A 779-nucleotide genomic window follows, 5' to 3' on the forward strand; every position below is an offset into this window, starting at 1 on the left:
ACACACCCGGGGATCACCGCGCATGTAGGCGAGCAATGTTCGCAACAGCATTTCGCCGTCGAGACGGTCGGTCTTGACGCGGCGCGCACGGCGAGGAACTGCGATCGACGCCGGATCGACGACATAGCTTTCGATCCCTTCCGCTTCCAGTTTGCGATGAAGCCAGAAGCCATCGAGCCCGGCCTCCTGGATCACAACGAAGCCATAGCGCGTGCCCGTGCGAGCCTCCGCCTGGCGTTGCACCTCCACGAAGCGCTCAAGCAACCCGGCAACATCCCTAGCGGCGACGGTGAACTTCGACATCTTCTCACCGGTCCCCGGCGCCAGCGACGTGATCAACCATTTCGATTGCGAGAGTTCCAGCGAGATGAAAATCGCGGTAAGCTCCGTGCGAACAGCGGACGGCGCATTGGATCGATCGGCTTCAACAAGCATGTCGGCCTCCAGAGTTGGTTTTTTAGCGAGAGCAGTCTGGCAGAGTGCCGTTCGCTGTTCACCTCCTCATGGGATCTCCCTCTTGCAATGGCCGAGCGAACGTTTTGATCAGATCGTTTGCGTCCATATGTCCGGCCTTTTCGTGCAGTTTCGTGTACTGCTGGCCAAGATGGTTTCCGCAGCGCAAATTCCCAACAGTCGTGCGGTCTCAAAAGACGATTGCGCAACCTGACGTCTGGAAATTGACGGGTGCGTGATCACGCATCCCGGCATTCCCACTTGATGTAGCCTTTATTGTCGGAGGCCCATGTTTCGTCGATCTCGACGAGAACGGCAGAGACGAG

At 58.2% G+C, this 779-nt stretch carries 1 pseudogene; it reads right to left on the reverse strand.

Annotation, left to right across the window (positions count from 1 at the left end):
* Nucleotides 1–435, reverse strand: a pseudogene (locus EWE75_RS25995) (IS110 family transposase); the annotation flags it as partial.
* Nucleotides 436–779: the final 344 nt, after the last annotated feature.

It is taken from the genome of Sphingomonas populi, from assembly GCF_004208535.1.
GTDB classification, from domain to species: domain Bacteria; phylum Pseudomonadota; class Alphaproteobacteria; order Sphingomonadales; family Sphingomonadaceae; genus Sphingomonas; species Sphingomonas populi.